This window comes from Dysgonomonas termitidis (assembly GCF_054657735.1).
Window position 1 is genome coordinate 1,897,021 of the sequence record NZ_BAAHYD010000002.1, and the last position, 18,260, is coordinate 1,915,280.

Here is an 18,260-nt window from a genome sequence, read left to right on the forward strand (position 1 = left end):
AGATAGAAATATTTTGCAAAATGTCCCTGACTGACAATATATATCGGCAAATATATTTATAATAACCGGACAATCACTCTACGGTAACCGATTTTGCCAGATTCCGCGGCATATCCACATCCCTGTTTTTATTGACGGCTATGTGATATGCGAGCAATTGCAGGGGAATCGATGTCAACAATGGATCGAGGCACTCTTCTGTAGCCGGAACTTCGATATAATGGTCGGCCAGTGCTTTCATCGTTTCATCACCTTCATTAATAATAGCTATGACACGGCCTTTACGGGCCTTTATCTCCTGTATATTGCTTACCACTTTCTCATAAATGACGCTGTGTGTAGCAATTGTTACTACCGGCATTTCGTTATCTATCAAAGCGATAGGACCGTGTTTCATCTCTGCGGCAGGATAACCTTCGGCATGGATGTATGATATTTCTTTCAGCTTTAAAGCTCCTTCGAGGGCAATGGGATAGTTATATCCACGTCCCAGATAGATAAAGTTTTGTGCATAAGTAAAAATCAGGGAAAGTTCTTTCACCTTATCGCTCAATGCCAAAATATGCTCGATTTTCGAAGGAATGTTCTGGAGTTCTTTTATTACTTCCAGATACTTACTTCCGGTAATTGTGCCTTTTTCTTTCGCTATGGTCAGGGCCATCATTGTCAATACGGTGACCTGGGCTGTAAATGCCTTTGTGGAAGCGACCCCGATTTCGTGTCCGCAATGTGTATATGAACCGGAGTCGGTATTGCGGGGAATGGAAGAACCTACCACATTGCAAACTCCATAAACAAATGCACCTGCTTTACGGGCCAGATCGATAGCTGCAAGCGAATCTGCTGTTTCTCCCGACTGGGAAATAGCTATGACAATATCATCAGGGCAGATTACCGGATTACGGTATCTGAATTCCGAAGCATATTCCACTTCCACCGGAATACGGCAGAATTCTTCGAACAGATATTCTCCTATCAACCCGGCATGCCAGGATGTGCCACATGCTATGATTATGATACGCCGTGCATTTATAAATTTATCTTTATGGTCAATGATGCCGGAAAGCGTTACATTTGTACCCTCGATATTGATTCGTCCGCTCATGCAATTTTTCAGGGTTTCGGGTTGTTCGAATATTTCCTTTAGCATAAAGTGGGGATATCCTCCTCTTTCTAGCTGGCTGAGATTCATTTCCAGCTCTTTCACTTTCGGAGTACGCTCGATATTTGATATAGTGACAATCTTAGGAGCTTCATCCCGTTTGATTACAGTTATTTCTTCATTATCCAGATAGACTACCTTTTTTGTGTATTCGATAATCGGAGATGCATCAGAACCTATAAAGAACTCTCCTTCGCCGATGCCTATTACTAAAGGACTGCTTTTGCGGGCAGCGATAATCTGGTTCGGATTCCCTTTCTCTATTACTGCAATCGCATATGCGCCCACTACCTGATTCAGGGCTATCTGTACTGCAGTGAACAGGTCGCAGTGATTTATCTGTTTTATATATTCAATCAGTTGTACCAGGACTTCAGTATCGGTACTACTATGAAAAGAATATCCTTTATTTATTAATTCAGCTTTTAAGACAGCATAGTTTTCTATGATCCCGTTATGGATAAGCGCCAGTGATTCCGATTGTGAATAATGGGGATGCGCGTTGGCATTGCTGGGTTCTCCGTGCGTAGCCCAACGGGTGTGTGCAATTCCTATTGTACCCGTTACATCTTTGTCACGGGCATATTCTTCAAGATCTTGTACCCGTCCCTTAGCTTTATATACCGATAATTTATTTTCATCGTTAATGATAGCAACCCCGGCGCTGTCATAACCTCTGTATTCAAGCCTGTGTAATCCCTTTATTAAGATAGGATAAGCCTCGCGAAAACCAATATAACCTACTATGCCACACATATATTTATATATTTTTTATGCAAAGATAAACAAAAAGGCTTTTTTTAAACGTTAAGTTGTGTCTTTAACAACTTTATTCCATTTTATTTCATGTTTTTTTATCTTTGTGTTACTTGATATAGTTTCTACAAACTAAATTTATAACCTGATGTATTTAATCTTGACAGGTTGTCTTATTATTTTTTTGCTAACCAATTAACAAAGACCTCTCAGATCCTTTTTTATTTTAACCTGTATTTGCAATTCATAGTTAAAAAGTAACAAAGGTAACAGATATATCAGTTAACAGTAAACAGTTAACAACTCGTATCTGGTATCTTGTCTACTCGTAACTTGTAACTGCCCGAAGGGCGAAGTAACTCGTAACTGTTAAAAGGTAACAAAGGTAACAGATATATCAGTTAACAGTAAACAGTAAACAGTTAACAACTCGTATCTGGTGTCTTGTCTATTCGTAACTTCCCCAAAAGGTAACAAAGGTAACACATGTTTCAGTTAACAGTAAACAGTTAGCAGTCAACAACTGGTAAGATGTGAAACCTTTGCGTCTTTGCGCCTTTGCGTGAAACAAAACAGGGTGTCAGTCAATTCATAACTCGTAACTGCCCTAGGGCGTAGTAACTCGTAACTGTTAAAAAGTTACAAAAGTTACACTTTTTCCACTATTTTCTATCCGTTACTTTTTTCCCTCTCTGTAAGTCCCCTTTGGGGGCAGGGCTGTTAAGTTCTAATTATTTATACCCTCTGTGTCATGTTGAACGGAGTGAAACATCTCGTTTCTCAGGGTCGGGATACTTCGTTCCACTCAGGATGACAGCAGAAAATAACAGAACAAAGAAGAGAACTTAACAGCCCTGCCCCTTGGGGAAGTTGGAGGGGCCTATCATTCTTTCAAAGAACTATAAGCTATAAGCTAAAGGCTAACAGCTCCTATCTATAGATAAACTTTCTTAAAAAATATAACTATGTGTTTGCTTAATCGTGTTAACCTGTTACTTTTGAATGGAAGAGGTAATTAAAAAAGTTTTAGAAATTGTGCTTATCAGGTATATAAGCCATAGATTGAAAAAAACAAATATATAATGATATACAGATACTTGACCTTTACAATTGCATTGATCATCAGTTTATCGGCACTTTCGGCACAAAACGGAGTGTCCGCAAAGCTTGTCCCCGTAGAAACCGGATCGGAAAATATAATAGCACCTCAATTTCCGGGAGGAGAGGCCGGATTATATAAGTTTCTGGAGAGTAATATCAGATATCCTTATCTTTTGCTAAAGATAGAAATGGAAGGCGACCTCGACATAAAGTTCACGATAGACAAGGATGGAACGGTGCGGGAGGTTGGAATCACAAGAGGATTTGATCCCGTTGCCGACGATGAAGTAATACGTGTGGTGAAAGCTATGCCCGGATGGACACCTGCCACCGATTCCGGTCAGCCTGTAAAAATGGAGCAAAAGCTTACTGTCAGTTTTAAGGCAGATGAAGATCTGAAGAAAAGGGCGAAAGAACAGCGGGAAAAAGAAGCGAACGATAATTTTTATGTTGGCTCTCTTGTAACTAATGAAACAGATTTATCGGTAAGAAAATCGGATGGGATTGTTGCCGCCATAATATCCCAAGGGGATACTTTATTGAATAAAGCCCCTCAGTTTCCCGGAGGAAGGGAAGCTCTGGAAGCATATCTGCAATCTAACCTGAAATACCCTAAACGGGCTATTCAGATGGGGATAGAAGGGCGGGTCATATATAATATATTGATCTCGGAACAAGGGGAGATATCCCGGATAGCCTTATTCAAAGGTATATTCCGTGATTGTAACGAAGAGGCTTTTTACCTGATAAAGAAGATGCCTAAATGGATTCCCGGTCTTAAAGAAGGTAAGCCTGCACCGATGGAAGTGATGTTGCCTATTCCTTTTGTGTTGCCAAAATAGTTTTTTTTTCGGAAAGAACGAACTTTCCGGATATTTCTTTGTTCTATTTACTGTAACTATTATAATAACAGTATATGAAAGTATTAGAAAGGAATACAGATTTAGGATTGCTCATTCTCCGGTTGAGTATCGGTGTATTGATGTTGATGCATGGTGTAGCCAAATTGATGCATGGCGCAGGAGGTATAGAACAGATGCTGGAAGCCAGTGGGTTACCATCTTCTATCGTTTATGGTGTATATATAGGGGAGGTAATAGCCCCGTTGTTTATTATATTTGGTTTTGGTACGCGTATCGCGGCAGCTATATTTGCATTCAATATGCTTGTAGCTGTAGGGATGGCGCATAGTGCGGACATATTTACGGTTAACGAAGCAGGCGGCTGGACTATCGAGTTGCAGGCTTTGTATTTCTTTGGTGCGGTAGCCCTGATATTTACCGGAGGTGGTAAATATGCTCTTAGCAATAAGAAACTCTGGGATTAAATATTTACCCATCGATATATTGCGGCTGATACATGATGTGTCGGCCGTTTTTGTTATCCTATAATTGCTTGAAATAAACATTATTTACTTAAATTTGGATTTGGATTAATGATAATAACCGCTATGGGAAACGATCATATTATTATATAAATATGAAGTATAAAAAATAAACCCCTATATAAGGATATAATAAATGCTTCCTTGTGATGATGGAAAGGTAAAATGTTAAACATAATTGCATCTTTCGTGTTAAATATATTGAAAATAGAATCACATAATTAAAAATTTATAAATTATCAAATCACTGGTTTTATGACTATAAAAGAACAATACTGGCAATATTCCCTGATTATTATCATCCTTTTCATGGGAGTGATTCTCTTTCATTATTTTTCACCTCTCTTTAGCGGTATATTGGGTGCGTCGACCGTATATATTCTGGTAAGGAAGCAGATGTTTTATTTAACCGGAAAAAAGAGGTTAGGGAGGAATTTGGCAGCTTCGCTTATATTGATAGAGGTGGTTATGTGTTTTCTTATTCCTCTGGCTATTGCCGTGTGGTTATTGATCCAGGAATTGCAGGGTATAAATTTAAACCTTACCTCGTCTATAGAATCTGTCCAGGAAGTAATAGCCATGGTGAAAGAGCGCACCGGTTACAATATATTAAGTACGGACAACCTTGTGAGCGCTGCCGCCTATCTGCCCAAAATAGGACAGATACTTATCGGTAGTGTGAGCAGTTTTGCCGTCAATTCAGTAGTAATGTTATTTGTCCTCTATTTTATGTTGATCGGAGGAACGCGAATGGAGACTTACCTGAATGATTTACTGCCATTTAATAATGAAAACAAAAAAGATGTCCTTCGCGAAATCGATGTAATGGTAAAATCGAATGCTATAGGTATTCCTTTGCTGGCATCCATACAAGGTATTTTTGCAACTCTCGGTTATATCATATTTGGAGTTCCCGATCCTATACTTTTCGGGTTTCTTACATGCTTTGCTACTATTATTCCTATTGTGGGAACGATGTTTATCTGGCTGCCGCTTGTTATTTATATGGCCATTACCGGGGATTGGCTGAATGCGCTCGGTCTGACGGCTTATTCATTGATTGTTATTTCCAATGTCGATAATCTGCTGCGCTTTGTTCTTCAGAAGAAGATTGCAAATACACATCCGCTGATTACCGTATTTGGTGTTGTGATAGGATTGCCGGTATTTGGGTTCTGGGGTGTTATCTTCGGCCCGCTGTTCCTGTCAATGTTTATACTGTTGGTAGATATATTCAAACGCGGCTATCTCGACAGTGACAGGTAGGGATTTTTCTTGAGACATATACATTTTAATATTACTGCTTATGAAAAAAACACTGTTTCTGCTTATTGTAAGCATCATATTTTGCGCAAACCTATTTCCCCAGCAGGCTTTATGGGGAGGTTCCGAAATTGTTTCTCCGGAGGTACATGAGAATAATACTGTGACTTTCAGATTGCATGCTCCTAATGCAAGAGAAGTAAAAATATCCGGAGATTGGATACAGCAGCCTGTAGCTATGAATAAAGATGATAAAGGTCTGTGGTCATATACGACCGGACCGCTTCATTCCGATCTTTACAGTTATTCCTTCTGGGTAGATAGTTTGAAGACAGATGATCCAAGCAATGTTTATATCAACAGGGATGTCTCCACCCTTTCCAACATATTTATAATCGGAGGGGGGAATGGAGACTTATATAAAGTGAATAAAGTCCCTCACGGCTCAGTGACGCGCCGGTGGTATTCTTCTCCCGGAAATGATATGCAGCGCAGAATTACAATCTATACGCCTGCCGGATACGAAACCGGCAAAGAAAAATACCCGGTGCTGTATCTGCTTCATGGCATGGGTGGCGATGAAGAAGCATGGATGGCTCTCGGGCGGACTTCCCAGATACTCGATAATCTGATTGCACAGGGTAAAGCAAAGCCGGTGATAGTGGTAATGACAAATGGTAATGTAGCTCAGGAAGCGGCTCCCGGTGAATCGAGCCTGGGTTTTTACAAACCGTCTTTCATGCTTCCGCACACGATGGATGGAAAGATGGAAGAGACCTTCAAAGATGTGATAAGTTTTGTGGAAGACAGTTACCGGGTTATAAAAGATAAATCGGGCAGGGCAATAGCCGGCCTGTCGATGGGAGGTTTTCATTCTTTGCATATTTCCCGCTATTATCCCGATACTTTCGATTATATCGGCCTTTTTTCTCCGGCGATCATGCCGCGTCAGGATGTTGAGTCGCCTGTATATAAAGATATTGACGCTACATTGGAGGCCCAGAATAAGAACGGGGTAAAGTTATACTGGATTGCTATAGGAAAAACCGATTTCCTGTACAAGGATGTAACCGGCTACCGGGCAAAACTGGATAGTCTCAATTTCAAATATGTCTATCATGAAAGTGAAGGCGGGCATACATGGAGCAACTGGCGAGATTATATGATAGAATTTGTTCCGCAATTGTTTAAATAGGTAACCGGGAGTAAGGATTAACAGGTCGGTGACCTAAAAAATAAGGCTTGGGAATCCCAGGCCCTATTTTTATATCTAAACCGAACACTACATTAAGCCTTAGCCTTGGCTTTAGCTTCAATGCCGGATAGTTCGTTCGCTAATTTCCCTGCTACATCGGCAGTTACCTCATTGATTTTTTTTGCCCCTTTTCTTACTTCTTGTCTGGCGCGTACTCCGGCGCGCAAGGCTTTGCTCTTACCTACGACAAGGGTATGGTCTAATTCAGCTTTAGCTTTACCTGTAGCGTTATTTACTTTGGTGCGCAATTCTTCGCGGGTTTCTTCATCCGATAGCTTAAGTGCTGCATACACTCCCAGTGCACCGACAGCAAGTCCCAATATAAAACCTTTCATAATGTTATCTATTTTGTGGATTAGTAAATTTCTTATTAACAAATATAGGATATTTATTAAAATAACAATCAAATGGAGGCTATTGTTTATCCTTAAATAACTAAATTGTTAAAATATGGTTTAAGGAATAAGACTTTGCCAATAAGGTTTTATTAGGGGATTAATACAGGATCATAATAGCCAGGCCTATGCCGAGTACTATGAGGAAAACGGCGCTTATTGCTGTCAGAAAGCGGGCAGTCTTCCGTCCGAACATATTGACCAATCCATCGATTTTTTTCAGATTGTATGTAGTGGTATTTACATCTCCAAAAATCCAGTTCCAGTCGAAAATGCATGCCAGGAGAAGGAATATGCCTATTGCTATACAAAACAGGGGGAGTATAACCGGGTGTTGATCGTAATAGTCTTGTATTGTGTCTTTAAGGTTATCCATCAGAAGAATTATCTATTATTTTTTTTATTAAAAATACTTCCGAATAAAGGAAAGATAAGTATTACAGGAATGAATTTTACAGGAAAATCAAAAACGAAGTAAGCAATAGCAAATCCTATCATTAATATAATAGTGATAAGAAGTACCCATTGTGTAAATCCCCAATTATGACTTTTTCCCTTTTTATCGTCCATTTGTATTCCGGTTGTATCTTTTATACAAAACTAGCGAATATTTTCCTCAAGTATATATTTTCCTCGATGAAATGCTTATTTTTAATTCAAAAATATATTTATGATTCAATATTTTACTATATTTGTTGCTGTGATTTATTTTTATACCGGATAATATAGTTGCTAAGTTAAAATTTAATAGCGGATAGTATGGAATTTAAAGACAGGTTGAAGCATTTATTGGAGAAAGAGGGCGTCACCGCTTACCGTATATGGAAAGATACAGCGATAACCAAGGGTACAATCGCCAATTATATAGAAGGCAAGACGAATCCTAATAAGTCAAATATTGCCATCTTGGCAGCATATTTTAAAGTGAATGAAGAGTGGCTTGCCAATGGGACAGGATATATGAACCGCCCTGAAAAAGTACGGGGCGAAGAGCCATACCTTACCACCAAGTCGGGACTGAAGTATTATGAAATGTCGAACGGGAAGTATCGTATGCGGGTACCTTTTATCCCTGTAAAAGCGTATGCCAAATATATCGACGATTGCCGCGACGTGGAGTATGTAAGCGATGAATTCGAAGAATTTGACTTTATTGTAGACAAGATAGGGCATGGCCGTTATTTTGCTTTTGAGATAAAGGGCGATAGTATGGACAATGATTCTAAGCGTAGTCTCAGTAATGGTGATATTGTGCTGGCCCGGGAGTTGGGCAAAGAACATTGGCGCAACAAACTGCATACCGAGGATTTTCCAAATTGGGTAATAGTGCTTAATAATACGATACTATGCAAGCAAATAATCAGCCAGGATCTGGAGAAAGGTACCATAATCTGCCATTCCCTGAATCCATCACCGGAATATGCTGATTTCGAGCTTAAACTCGATGATGTCTGCCAGTTGTGCAACATTGTGCAGCGGATGTCCAGCACTTTTTAAAAGGAATGATCTATAAGGATATCTCTTTCGTGTAAGCCTTTAAGTCCGGGAAAAACTCATTATAGCTTTCGGCTATTTCCTTATAATGATTTTCGAAATCGGTGAATATATGCGCATTGTCGGGCAGATAGGCCGCCCGTTGCTGCAGCCGGCCGAAGCTGCGCTCTATCATCCAGTTGTAGCGGTAGTTGAAAAACCAGTCCTCACTTTTCATATACATGAACATACTGCAAAATCTGGATGGCAGAATTTCTGCGTATTGTTCGATCTGTGAATAACATTTAGCCGCGAATCCTTTCCAGCCTTCTTCCGGCTCGTTCAACTTATCTAAAGCCAGAAAATGATCGTACGAGACATCCAGAAAAGGACCTGCATATTTATGAGCCGACGACCGGAATACCTCCATCGCCCGCAAGGTAACCGGATGGCTGTCGGTGTATGCGTCAATGTGCCTGTGTATATGTATTCCATGCTGTATCCGTTCGGGATATTGCTCTATTTGTTTGCCTTTTACCAGATCGGCAATCATATTCCCAATCAGTATATCAGGATCTCCGAACGACAAATATGCATGTGCCAGAAAATTCATGTTTTTGTACTTTACGAATGAGAGGCAAAGATAGCGTTTTTATCGGTATAACGGCTTATAAAAAGAACCCCTCTGTTTAAGAAGGGTTTTTTATTCATGTTTCTTTTTAAGTTTGTTTACAGCCGACTCCAGCGATTCGGTAGGCTCTATAATATTGAAATCTTCCCAGAAGTTTTTATCTGAGAAATCACTGACCTTATCCGACAAGGACTGGTTTTGCTTGAATGCCAGTTTGTTCGGGATGTTGGTTATATCTTCTTCTTTACGGTCGGTTACCACCATCTCGGAAACTACCTCGTAGTTGGTGGAGAAGAAAAAGAAACGTTTCTTCCAGTCACATTTAAAGCGGATATCATTCCGTATATAATTGAGGTAGCTGCGTCCTCCCCGCTCTCTGTATGTGACGATGAATGATACTTCTTCCGGCTTGAAGTGCAGCTTTGCCGGTTTTTTTATCAGGATAGCCTGCGTGGCTTTGTTGCGGTCATCCATATTCAGACTGAATTCAGCCCTCGAAAAAGTGAGAGTCTGCTTGTCTATATAATATTTTCCATGATACAATGCATATGGAAGGATTGGGATAGGTGTAAAACTGATGACATAATGAAGCCGCTCATTTATCATCACACTTTCTTCCATTGTGTAGGCGTAGTGGTCTAAAGTTTCGGCATCCAGCAAAATGTCATCCGTGTTTTTCACTACGTCTAAATAAACAGCAAGGGTAGGGCCTCCCAGAAGCTTAACTACAAGTGTATCGCCAGGCTTGGGGCTAATCAGCTTTCTGCCCTTGAAGATTTGTACCTTATCTCTTCGCGTGTCTGCTTTATAGGAAGACTTATAAATATCGATGACCGCTTCGGAGATATTAATGTAATTCCGCCCTTTTTTTACTGTTTCCCGGTAGAATCCGGTCAATAAGTTTGGATTTAGGCTATAGTTATCTTCGATTTTTTGAATGGCTGCTTTTACCAGTTCACGGGGATTAGTCGGATGTACAACTACTTCCGACAGCTTATTCTCGTTTGCCGTAAGCAGTATTGTTACATTATACATATTTCGTCCCTCGATAGGCAGAATATAGTTTATATAACCTATATGTGATATTTCTACCGCCTTAGCCCGTACGCCGTCTTTTATTTTGATTGTAAATTCCCCGTCGGCGTTGGTGATAGTTCCGATATTTGTACCCGGGACGGATACGCTTACATATTCCATATTTTTTTTAGTACGTCTATCTTTCACCACCCCGCTTATTGAGGTGTAATCCACACCGACCTGTGCCCATAATGGAACTGCAAAAAAGAGAAACAGGAGCAATATGGCTGAATGTGCAGTAGGTTTATAATTTGCTTTCATGTTCTTCAGCTATTTAGTTAAGTACCAGATTCCTGCTTATATAATATAAACATACGGGATTATTATAATGTTTAATGACTAACAAGAGTTGCACAATGCTTATCACGACTAAAAGATAATAATAAAATCTGAATAAATCGCTGTTTACCTTTGGGATTTTCACTGGACAGAAGGTGCCGTCACCAGAGCCTTTATCTGTTCAGAAATAGAGTTGACCGGGAAGTGTTTTTCGAAAAACAGGCTTGGCAATGCAGTTAATGGGTGCGTAAGTATCAATAAATAATGTTGTATTATGCTTTGGGCTATGATAATATTACTTTTTTTGTTTACATTTGCAATCAGCGTCGGTATATTTTCTAATATTCAAACATCATCATATATAAAAATAGATGCGAATCTTTTGGTACATTACGAAACAAGGCTATAACAAAACAATTTTAGAGGAACATCCACATGGAATTATTATATCCACAGGAACATCTCACCTGCTATAATTACGAAAAAGGAGAAAGGCCTACAATAGAGAAAGTCGGTATAAAAAAAGGACAGAAATGGGAATTGTTTTCCATTGACAATAAAGCTTTTTTTGTACTGAATGGCAGTTTGCGTTTTTCTTTTGGGGAATTTTCCGGAAGAAGTATAATTGCAGGCAAGATAATGTTGATTCCATCGGGGAGCCAGATGGTTTTCCGTGCTGAGGAAGATTGTGTTTTTATCATTATCCGTTTACATGATACGAAGCATCTGTGCGATTGCTTTTCTTTAGATGTTTTGCTCCGGGAGAAAACAGATGGTTTTGAACCTGATTTGTATTATCTGGACATAAATGAAAGGGTAGAATCTTTTCTTTCATTTTTGGATATTTGTATGACCGACGGCTTGAAATGTACATATTATTTCGAGTTGAAGGCCAAAGAGTTTTATTTTCTTCTACGGGCTTATTACGAAAAGGCAGATCTTTTAGGCTTTTTCTATCCCTTGCTTAGTAAAGATATTTCCTTCTCCGATCTGGTTATAAAAAATCATTACAAAGCCAAGACTGTTCAGGAACTGGCCGATTTGACCCATTACAGTCTTTCCGGCTTTCAGAAACGATTTAAGAAAGTATTTGGCGTATCGGCATATCATTGGATGAAAGACGTGCGCTCAAAATCCATATATCATCAGATAAACAGTACTGAGAAATCATTCAAAGAAATAAGTGATGAATATGGTTTCTCTTCACCTTCCCACTTTAACGACTTTTGCAAAGTCCATTTTGGTACAACACCGGGCAGGATTCGCCGAAAAAAAACTGCAAATAAAATATAGTATGGCAGAAAGGCACGAATTCTGAAAAAGCGGGTGTTTTTATGTAATGATAGAGGCTCGTAATTCCGTACATTTGTAATGTAAATATATGAGGAAAATATATTTATTTAAATGAAGACCTGAATAGGTTGTAGTTTAACTCTATTATTGTGTAGTTTTGTAAAGTTTGTGTTAAGGTTGGAAAGTCTGCGAAGGGAATTTGCGGACTTTTTACATTATTATTGTATCCGGGATCAGATTACACAGTCCGTGTATTATCTTTTAAACAAGTAGTAGGTTTAGGTTAAACAAATTACCATCTGCTGGTTTTATCGCTTCGCGCTTCTAAAAAGCAAAAAGCAATCAGAGTCAGCTTTTTGTGTCTTTGGAAACGGGTTTTTGGCTACGGAGACAAAAGTTTTCAACAGAGTCTTTTATTCCATCATAATCTATAAGATTATTATTATCTTTGTTTGAATAATGAGTTATAAATTACATATTATTCAGCGTATATCTTCATATGGGGGATTGCAGCCTGTAAGTTCTGGATATTCATTTAAAGTAGATTTTCAGATATGAAATATATATCGGTTTTTTGCGGTTCATCATCAGGAAACGAGAGCGTTTTTGTGGAACAGGCAATATTATTAGGGAAAATTATAGCCCGCAGAGGATATGGCGTTATCTATGGAGGTGCACATGTAGGATTGATGGGTGCTGTAGCCAATGGCGCACTGGAAGAAAATGGTGAGGTAATTGGCGTAATACCCGAATTCCTTAAACAAAAGGAATTGGAGCATAAAAATATAACCAAAATGCATATCGTAGAAACGATGCATGCACGTAAAGCTTTAATGAATGAACTTAGTGATGCAGTGATAGCCCTCCCAGGAGGCTACGGAACTATGGAGGAACTGTTTGAAATGCTTACATGGGCGCAGTTGGCCTTGCATAAGAAACCTGTAGCTTTGCTTAATACGGGAGGATATTACGACCCTTTGGTAGCCATGTCCGAAAAAATGATAGAAAAGGGGTTCCTGAAAGATGAATATAGGGATATCATGATTGTAGAAAGTAATGTAGATACCCTATTAGATAAGATGGAATTGTTCGTACCCCTCAAAAACGATAAATGGTTCGAAGTAAAGTAAGACGGTAGCGACCGTGACACAACCATAATTAACACAACTAACAAAACAAACTAAATGAGAACTATTTTTTTTATTGTACTCTCATTGCCCATTGTTGCAATGGGGTATGCACAAAAACAGGAAGGTAAGGTAAGTAAGTTTCGCTTAGAAAGAAACAAGAATATAAATACCAGAAGCGGTTATAATCACTTTATGCTCGATATAGTAAAAGATATAGATGTAGTTTATACACAGTATGAAGAACTGGTACAGAGGGTTTGGGATAATAAAGTCGATATGGATTTACATAAGACCTCCGGCGCCCCGCTCAAAGAGATGAATAACATCCGTACCGAAATAGTGAACATGCCGATATATCCGGGTGGACTCGAATACCGTAATTCTGTTCTCGATTACCTGGAGGCTGTAAAGCAAAAGATAGTGGTATTGGAAAAATTCGGTATTCTCGGGGCCGACGCCAATTCCGATATACAACTGTATTATGAGACAAGCCGTAAATTTCAGGAGGCGGATAATGTTACTATAGATAAACGAAATAAGGTGAGAAGGCAGAAGACGATTTATGAGCGAACTGCATATGTTGAATAGTTAATAATAAGAATTATGGCATTAAACATAGGGGATAAGATCCCGGATATATTAGGAATAAATCAAGACGGGGAAACCGTTAAATCCAGCGACTATGCGGGACAAAAACTCGTACTCTATTTTTATCCTAAAGACAGTACCCCCGGATGTACCGCAGAGGCATGTAGTTTCAGGGATAATTTTTCGAAGCTGCGTAAAGCCGGATATCAGATACTGGGAGTAAGTGTGGATGATGAGAAAGCCCATAAGAAGTTTATAGAGAAGCAACAATTACCATTCCCTCTAATAGCCGATACTGGCAAGAAACTGGTAGAGGCATTTGGAGTCTGGGGTGAGAAAACATTTATGGGGCGTAAATTCATGGGTACTTTCCGTACAACATTCCTTATCGATGAATCAGGGACTATCGAGCAAATAATAGGCCCTAAAGAGATAAAGACCAAAGAGCATGCGGAGCAAATATTAAAACAATTATAAACAAACCAAAAGAAAGAAACTGATAATGGCAGAAGAGAAAGAAAAGAAAGCTGCGCCGAATACAGAGAAACTTAAAGCTCTGCAGGCTGCAATGGATAAAATAGAGAAAAGCTACGGTAAAGGCTCGATAATGAAAATGGGAGATGATAAGGTGGATGAAATTTCTGTCATTCCTACAGGTTCTATCGCGTTGAATGCCGCTCTTGGAGTGGGAGGATATCCTCGTGGCAGGGTAATCGAAATATACGGCCCCGAATCGTCCGGAAAAACAACATTGGCCATACATGCTATTGCCGAAGCCCAAAAAGCCGGAGGTATCGCAGCGTTTATCGATGCAGAGCATGCTTTCGACCGCTTCTATGCAGAGAAATTGGGAGTGGATATAGAGAACCTTTATATTTCCCAGCCTGATAGCGGAGAGCAGGCATTGGAGATCGCGGAGCAGTTGATTCGTTCGTCGGCTATAGATATCGTAGTGATAGACTCTGTGGCTGCACTGACACCGAAGGCTGAGCTCGAAGGTGAAATGGGAGACTCTAAAATGGGGCTTCAGGCCCGTCTGATGTCTCAGGCTTTACGTAAGTTGACGGCAGCTATCAATAAAACCAGTACCACATGTGTCTTTATCAACCAGTTACGTGACAAAATCGGAGTTATGTTCGGTTCGCCGGAAACAACAACGGGAGGTAATGCCCTCAAGTACTATGCTTCTGTACGTCTCGATATCCGTCGTATCGGCCAGCTAAAAGACGGTGATGAAGTGAAAGGTAGCCAGACCCGTGTGAAGGTAGCCAAGAATAAAGTTGCCCCACCATTCCGTAAAGCTGAATTCGACATCATGTACGGAGAGGGAATTTCCCGTTCCGGTGAGATTATCGACCTCGGTGCCGAACTAGGGATCATCAAGAAGAGCGGCTCATGGTACAGTTACAATGATACAAAGTTGGGGCAAGGACGTGAAGCGGCAAAGGATATGGTGAAAGACAATCCGGAGCTTGCCGAAGAACTTGAAAACCTGATTTTTGCAGCATTGCAGGCAAAGAAATAAGAATACTTCATTAGATAAAGAGGCCTCGGAGAATTACCATCCGAGGCTTTTTTTATTGCTTATTTTTTGTTGCTGCTGTTCATCACTTTTTGTACGTCTTCTGCCGTGAAATTACCCATGATACGGATGACCGTACATTCTTCGGGGGCATTGATGAACATTATCAGGTCTTTGAAGTTATCCTTCTCCTTACGGGCGTAAAAGGTTATATTATCGCCTTTATCTTTAATGGCCATCAGAGTCTCGTATGTTTTGCCCTTCGTAAGTCCTTCAAATTCCATTCTGATGAGTTTTGCCGCGTCCTTACTTTGGCTGCTGTAGATCTCCAGTTGTTCCAGTTTTCCGGCCAGTGATTTTATATCGGCACCGCCGGCTCCGACATCCATCTTCGGCATCATGCTGAGTAATGCCTTGGAGATGTAGACGGTGGAGATGTCCTTGCTATCCGAAAGCCTGTCGAACATATTGTTTTGCGATTGCATAGTAGCAAAACCGGCCAGGAGCAATATAGCTGTAATGAACACTTTTATTTTCATGATTCTTTATCTTTTTTGCGATTAAGCGTTTTGTTTAATATTTCATTTGATTTGTCAAGGCTTGAAGTGACTATGGCCAGCTGGTTCACACCCTTATTAAAGTTAGAAGACAATAGTATAAGTGCGTCTTCTGCTTCTTTTAAGGCTTTCTTATCAGCTTCACTGAGGTTTTCTGCTGTTTGCTGCTTTGGGCTTACTGTTGGTTGGCCTGCATCAGGCTTATTGTTGAAGTAGAATGTAACGGAAATCAATACGGCTATACAGGCTGCTGCGCTTCCTACCCATCTCAGCAGATGCTTTCTGTTAGATCCGGCATTTATCTCTGCTTTCTGTTTTTCTTCCGAAGCAAGATTGTCAATAAGGTTTTCCAGTTTCGTCTCCAAAGCCGGAGGTACATCGATCGGTTCTGCCTGATACATGCTGAGGAAAACTTCTTTCTCATCCAGTAGTTCATCGGCGACATATTCACTGCTAAAATATTCCAGCAATCTCAGTTCTTCTGCGGCAGTTGTTTCTCCGTTGTAGAAAGCATCCAGCATTATTTTTATTTCGTCCGTTTTCATCACTGTTGTATTTTTATGAATTGTTCGCGTATCGTTTTTCTTGCCCTTGAGAGTATTACCCTAATATTTCCCGGGCTGATTCCCGTTATCTGTTCTATTTCTTCATCCGAATACCCGTCCCAATGCTTCATTATCATAACTTGCCGTTGCTGTTCAGGCAACCTGTTTATCAGTTTTTTTACCCGTTCGGCTTCATCCTGTACTTCTATCTGTTTGACCAGGGAATCCGTTTCGGGAATATCTGTGTCATAATTGGTATGGTGATCGTTTTTTGTTTTCCGTAAAAAATCCAGGCATGTGTTTCTGAGTATAATAATGGAGAAAGCTTCGGTATTTTCTATATTCTGCATATCCCCGCGTTTATTCCAGAGCTTTATAAATGTTTCCTGGACTATGTCCTCGGCATTTGCGGCATCCTGTACAATACGATAAGCTATTCGATACAATTTTTGATGATATGGGAGAAATACTTTTTTAAAAGTTTCCGCATCCATCTATTTCTTGTTCTTCGTCTGTTCTTTAACTATATCCTCCAAATCGGATTGCTCCAGTCTGCCACTCATTTTTACCAAAACGATATCGTCTTCATCCACGACAAAGATATATACGTCCGATACTGCTTCCCCGTTCTTCTTAGCTATGATGCGTACATTATCTTCACCGTCCTTGACTCTTACCAGTGTAGAATATATATCATCATCTTTGAATGAGTTCAGGTTCTCCAGTACCGTATTTCTTGTATCGGGAGCACCCTCCTCCAATGTGACCACCTGTATAGAATCTATCTTCTGCATAAACGAAGGCATTTTTGATTTCAATTCCCCTGTCGGGTCCTGAGCCTGAGCCTGCGCCATGGAAGCACCCAGCATGGTCTTGTCTACTACCTGACGTTGCGCCTTTTCATTTTTTGCCACTTCTTCCATCAGACGATCCAGGTCCTGAGCTGTTGCGATATGGGTTCCTGCTAATATTAGGATAAAAAATACTATAAACTTTTTCATAAATCGATTGTGTTTTACTTTGTTATTTTTATTTGTCGTATTTGTTTACCAGTTCGGCAATGTCATTATCTTTTATTTTACCCGAAAACCGGATTATTGCAGGGTCGTGTTCGTCCATGCATAATATTATCATTTCTTTGATGGTATCTTTATCTTTCTTTACCATAATGCGTACACCATCACTTTTATCTTTGGCATAAATCAGGGTTTCATAACCTCCTCCGTCTTTCAGCTTATTGAATTGTTTCGCTAAATCTTTTTTCAGGCCATTGTCACAAGACGATAAATCATATATCTCCATAGAATGTATCCCCCTTGCTACCGGTATGTCGCCTGCACCACCAAATGCTTTACCCAGAGACATCATGAACTTTCCTATTTTTACTTTCTCTATATTTTCAGTTTTAGTCAGCTTCTTCAATAACTGGTCTATATTCTGTGCCGGTGCAGCCAGTATAATGCCAAAAAGAAACACTGAACAAAATAAATATTTTTTCATAACAGTTCCTATATAAAAGTTAGTAAATTAATAATAGATGCGCGCTTTCATCTGCTTTCAAATACTAAGACGGAACAGTCCGGAAATTTGTTACAGCAAAAAGAACTAAAAAAGAAATTAAAATTTATTCACCTGTTATACAGTGTTTTAATATTGTAATTTTTGTCCGGAAGTTGAAAAAGGTAACAAAGGTAACACTTATTTCAGTTAACAGTAAACAGTCAGCAGTTAACAGTAAACAGTATTTCATGCAGAGACGCTAAGACGCAAAAGGTAACAAAGGTAACAGTCTTTTTAGTCTTTGTGCCCTTTGTGATTTCCTTCGTGTACTTAGTGGTTAAATCTCTTT

At 39.7% G+C, this 18,260-nt stretch carries 20 protein-coding genes; 10 read left to right on the top strand and 10 right to left on the bottom strand.

Features of this window, described 5'->3' with window-relative positions:
* Window positions 1-73: 73 nt before the first annotated feature.
* Window positions 74-1,918 carry a glutamine--fructose-6-phosphate transaminase (isomerizing) gene (gene glmS / locus ACYQ3L_RS12070; RefSeq protein ID WP_379999103.1) on the bottom strand — a complete coding sequence of 615 codons (1,845 nt, stop codon included), beginning with the start codon at window positions 1,916-1,918 and terminating at the stop codon, window positions 74-76.
* Between the two features lie 1,082 nt (window positions 1,919-3,000).
* Between glmS and ACYQ3L_RS12075 the strand changes: the two genes are divergently transcribed.
* The 4 genes from ACYQ3L_RS12075 (at window position 3,001) to ACYQ3L_RS12090 (ending at window position 6,861) form a co-directional block, all read left to right on the top strand.
* Entirely contained in the window at window positions 3,001-3,861 is an 861-nt protein-coding gene (locus ACYQ3L_RS12075; RefSeq protein WP_379999101.1) for an energy transducer TonB, read from the top strand.
* A gap of 74 nt (window positions 3,862-3,935) precedes the next feature.
* On the top strand, window positions 3,936-4,346 hold the full coding sequence (locus tag ACYQ3L_RS12080) for a DoxX family protein (protein WP_379999099.1): 411 nt from the start codon (window positions 3,936-3,938) through the stop codon (window positions 4,344-4,346).
* A 312-nt stretch (window positions 4,347-4,658) separates the two neighbouring features.
* Complete coding sequence (locus ACYQ3L_RS12085) at window positions 4,659-5,669, top strand: AI-2E family transporter (protein ID WP_379999097.1); 1,011 nt, start codon at window positions 4,659-4,661, stop codon at window positions 5,667-5,669.
* Between the two features lie 40 nt (window positions 5,670-5,709).
* A complete protein-coding gene (locus tag ACYQ3L_RS12090) occupies window positions 5,710-6,861 on the top strand; it encodes an esterase (protein WP_379999095.1) in 1,152 nt (383 codons plus the stop codon).
* A 92-nt stretch (window positions 6,862-6,953) separates the two neighbouring features.
* Here the strand turns inward: ACYQ3L_RS12090 and ACYQ3L_RS12095 are convergent, their stop codons facing one another.
* On the bottom strand, window positions 6,954-7,256 hold the full coding sequence (locus ACYQ3L_RS12095; RefSeq protein ID WP_379999093.1) for a hypothetical protein: 303 nt from the start codon (window positions 7,254-7,256) through the stop codon (window positions 6,954-6,956).
* A gap of 160 nt (window positions 7,257-7,416) precedes the next feature.
* Window positions 7,417-7,692: an immunity 17 family protein gene (locus ACYQ3L_RS12100; protein WP_379999091.1), complete on the bottom strand. Its 276-nt coding sequence runs from the start codon at window positions 7,690-7,692 to the stop codon at window positions 7,417-7,419.
* A gap of 383 nt (window positions 7,693-8,075) precedes the next feature.
* On the opposite strand from ACYQ3L_RS12100, the gene ACYQ3L_RS12105 reads away from it, so the two are divergent.
* Window positions 8,076-8,813, top strand: coding sequence for a LexA family transcriptional regulator (locus ACYQ3L_RS12105; RefSeq protein WP_379999089.1), 738 nt, complete (start codon window positions 8,076-8,078; stop codon window positions 8,811-8,813).
* A gap of 10 nt (window positions 8,814-8,823) precedes the next feature.
* Here the strand turns inward: ACYQ3L_RS12105 and ACYQ3L_RS12110 are convergent, their stop codons facing one another.
* Together ACYQ3L_RS12110 and ACYQ3L_RS12115 are read right to left on the bottom strand one after the other, a co-directional pair.
* Window positions 8,824-9,402: an acyl carrier protein phosphodiesterase gene (locus tag ACYQ3L_RS12110; RefSeq protein ID WP_379999087.1), complete on the bottom strand. Its 579-nt coding sequence runs from the start codon at window positions 9,400-9,402 to the stop codon at window positions 8,824-8,826.
* A gap of 90 nt (window positions 9,403-9,492) precedes the next feature.
* Window positions 9,493-10,758, bottom strand: a complete 1,266-nt coding sequence (locus tag ACYQ3L_RS12115; RefSeq protein WP_379999085.1) for a carboxypeptidase-like regulatory domain-containing protein — start codon at window positions 10,756-10,758, stop codon at window positions 9,493-9,495.
* Window positions 10,759-11,211: 453 nt separating this feature from the next.
* Here ACYQ3L_RS12115 and ACYQ3L_RS12120 point away from each other — a divergent pair, with 453 nt between their 5' ends.
* From ACYQ3L_RS12120 to recA, 5 genes are all read left to right on the top strand, one after another.
* A complete protein-coding gene (locus ACYQ3L_RS12120) occupies window positions 11,212-12,069 on the top strand; it encodes a helix-turn-helix domain-containing protein (protein ID WP_379999083.1) in 858 nt (285 codons plus the stop codon).
* 554 nt (window positions 12,070-12,623) lie between these two features.
* Entirely contained in the window at window positions 12,624-13,199 is a 576-nt protein-coding gene (locus ACYQ3L_RS12125; RefSeq protein WP_379999081.1) for an LOG family protein, read from the top strand.
* 54 nt (window positions 13,200-13,253) lie between these two features.
* A complete protein-coding gene (locus ACYQ3L_RS12130; RefSeq protein WP_379999080.1) occupies window positions 13,254-13,787 on the top strand; it encodes a hypothetical protein in 534 nt (177 codons plus the stop codon).
* Window positions 13,788-13,802: 15 nt separating this feature from the next.
* Window positions 13,803-14,264, top strand: a complete 462-nt coding sequence (gene bcp, locus ACYQ3L_RS12135; RefSeq protein ID WP_379999078.1) for a thioredoxin-dependent thiol peroxidase — start codon at window positions 13,803-13,805, stop codon at window positions 14,262-14,264.
* Between the two features lie 25 nt (window positions 14,265-14,289).
* Window positions 14,290-15,312: a recombinase RecA gene (gene recA / locus ACYQ3L_RS12140; protein ID WP_379999076.1), complete on the top strand. Its 1,023-nt coding sequence runs from the start codon at window positions 14,290-14,292 to the stop codon at window positions 15,310-15,312.
* A 59-nt stretch (window positions 15,313-15,371) separates the two neighbouring features.
* On the opposite strand, the gene ACYQ3L_RS12145 is transcribed toward recA, so the two are convergent.
* The 5 genes from ACYQ3L_RS12145 to ACYQ3L_RS12165 are packed head-to-tail and all read right to left on the bottom strand — an operon-like array spanning window position 15,372 to window position 17,911.
* Window positions 15,372-15,848 (bottom strand): DUF4252 domain-containing protein, encoded by a 477-nt coding sequence (locus ACYQ3L_RS12145; RefSeq protein ID WP_379999074.1) that lies wholly within the window; start codon window positions 15,846-15,848, stop codon window positions 15,372-15,374.
* Entirely contained in the window at window positions 15,845-16,411 is a 567-nt protein-coding gene (locus ACYQ3L_RS12150; protein WP_379999072.1) for a hypothetical protein, read from the bottom strand. Before ACYQ3L_RS12150 ends, ACYQ3L_RS12145 begins: the two co-directional genes overlap by 4 nt.
* Entirely contained in the window at window positions 16,411-16,905 is a 495-nt protein-coding gene (locus ACYQ3L_RS12155; protein WP_379999070.1) for an RNA polymerase sigma factor, read from the bottom strand. Before ACYQ3L_RS12155 ends, ACYQ3L_RS12150 begins: the two co-directional genes overlap by 1 nt.
* On the bottom strand, window positions 16,906-17,412 hold the full coding sequence (locus tag ACYQ3L_RS12160) for a DUF4252 domain-containing protein (RefSeq protein ID WP_379999068.1): 507 nt from the start codon (window positions 17,410-17,412) through the stop codon (window positions 16,906-16,908). It lies immediately after the preceding gene.
* 28 nt (window positions 17,413-17,440) lie between these two features.
* The gene (locus ACYQ3L_RS12165; RefSeq protein WP_379999066.1) at window positions 17,441-17,911 is read right to left on the bottom strand and encodes a DUF4252 domain-containing protein; all 471 of its coding nucleotides are present in this window, start codon (window positions 17,909-17,911) and stop codon (window positions 17,441-17,443) included.
* Window positions 17,912-18,260: the final 349 nt, after the last annotated feature.

Coding starts and splice junctions, on each gene's coding strand:
- ACYQ3L_RS12100 (WP_379999091.1), bottom strand. CDS start 7,692: ATGGATAACCTTAAAGACACAATACAAGACTATTACGATCAACACCCG.
- ACYQ3L_RS12085 (WP_379999097.1), top strand. CDS start 4,659: ATGACTATAAAAGAACAATACTGGCAATATTCCCTGATTATTATCATC.
- ACYQ3L_RS12120 (WP_379999083.1), top strand. CDS start 11,212: ATGGAATTATTATATCCACAGGAACATCTCACCTGCTATAATTACGAA.
- recA (WP_379999076.1), top strand. CDS start 14,290: ATGGCAGAAGAGAAAGAAAAGAAAGCTGCGCCGAATACAGAGAAACTT.
- ACYQ3L_RS12105 (WP_379999089.1), top strand. CDS start 8,076: ATGGAATTTAAAGACAGGTTGAAGCATTTATTGGAGAAAGAGGGCGTC.
- ACYQ3L_RS12080 (WP_379999099.1), top strand. CDS start 3,936: ATGAAAGTATTAGAAAGGAATACAGATTTAGGATTGCTCATTCTCCGG.
- ACYQ3L_RS12095 (WP_379999093.1), bottom strand. CDS start 7,256: ATGAAAGGTTTTATATTGGGACTTGCTGTCGGTGCACTGGGAGTGTAT.
- ACYQ3L_RS12160 (WP_379999068.1), bottom strand. CDS start 17,412: ATGAAAAAGTTTATAGTATTTTTTATCCTAATATTAGCAGGAACCCAT.
- bcp (WP_379999078.1), top strand. CDS start 13,803: ATGGCATTAAACATAGGGGATAAGATCCCGGATATATTAGGAATAAAT.
- ACYQ3L_RS12155 (WP_379999070.1), bottom strand. CDS start 16,905: ATGGATGCGGAAACTTTTAAAAAAGTATTTCTCCCATATCATCAAAAA.
- ACYQ3L_RS12110 (WP_379999087.1), bottom strand. CDS start 9,402: ATGAATTTTCTGGCACATGCATATTTGTCGTTCGGAGATCCTGATATA.
- ACYQ3L_RS12165 (WP_379999066.1), bottom strand. CDS start 17,911: ATGAAAAAATATTTATTTTGTTCAGTGTTTCTTTTTGGCATTATACTG.
- ACYQ3L_RS12145 (WP_379999074.1), bottom strand. CDS start 15,848: ATGAAAATAAAAGTGTTCATTACAGCTATATTGCTCCTGGCCGGTTTT.
- ACYQ3L_RS12090 (WP_379999095.1), top strand. CDS start 5,710: ATGAAAAAAACACTGTTTCTGCTTATTGTAAGCATCATATTTTGCGCA.
- ACYQ3L_RS12125 (WP_379999081.1), top strand. CDS start 12,624: ATGAAATATATATCGGTTTTTTGCGGTTCATCATCAGGAAACGAGAGC.
- glmS (WP_379999103.1), bottom strand. CDS start 1,918: ATGTGTGGCATAGTAGGTTATATTGGTTTTCGCGAGGCTTATCCTATC.
- ACYQ3L_RS12115 (WP_379999085.1), bottom strand. CDS start 10,758: ATGAAAGCAAATTATAAACCTACTGCACATTCAGCCATATTGCTCCTG.
- ACYQ3L_RS12075 (WP_379999101.1), top strand. CDS start 3,001: ATGATATACAGATACTTGACCTTTACAATTGCATTGATCATCAGTTTA.
- ACYQ3L_RS12130 (WP_379999080.1), top strand. CDS start 13,254: ATGAGAACTATTTTTTTTATTGTACTCTCATTGCCCATTGTTGCAATG.
- ACYQ3L_RS12150 (WP_379999072.1), bottom strand. CDS start 16,411: ATGAAAACGGACGAAATAAAAATAATGCTGGATGCTTTCTACAACGGA.